A 229-nucleotide genomic window follows, 5' to 3' on the forward strand; every position below is an offset into this window, starting at 1 on the left:
CGTATCCGGACCGCGTGACGCGGAGGACGCGACCAGGCCGCCCCGCGCCCTCGCCGTCAGGGCAGTACCGGAAAGCGCGTGGCGATCTCGTCGCCCGTGAACCGCGCCACCCAGCCCGCCGGGTCATTGAACAACCGGATGCAGGTGAACGCGGGCGCCGAGCCCATGTCGAACCAGTGTGGCAGGCCGGCCGGCACCGAGATCAGGTCGTCCTGCTCGCACAGCACCG

The 229-nt window shown here is 71.6% G+C and carries 1 protein-coding gene; it reads right to left on the reverse strand.

The window, feature by feature from the left end:
* Nucleotides 1-56: 56 nt before the first annotated feature.
* Nucleotides 57-227: a hypothetical protein gene (locus SB751_RS35995; protein ID WP_410749725.1), complete on the reverse strand. Its 171-nt coding sequence runs from the start codon at nucleotides 225-227 to the stop codon at nucleotides 57-59.
* Nucleotides 228-229: the final 2 nt, after the last annotated feature.

It is taken from the genome of Cupriavidus sp. SIMBA_020 (assembly GCF_046535395.1).
GTDB classification, from domain to species: Bacteria; Pseudomonadota; Gammaproteobacteria; order Burkholderiales; family Burkholderiaceae; genus Cupriavidus; species Cupriavidus campinensis.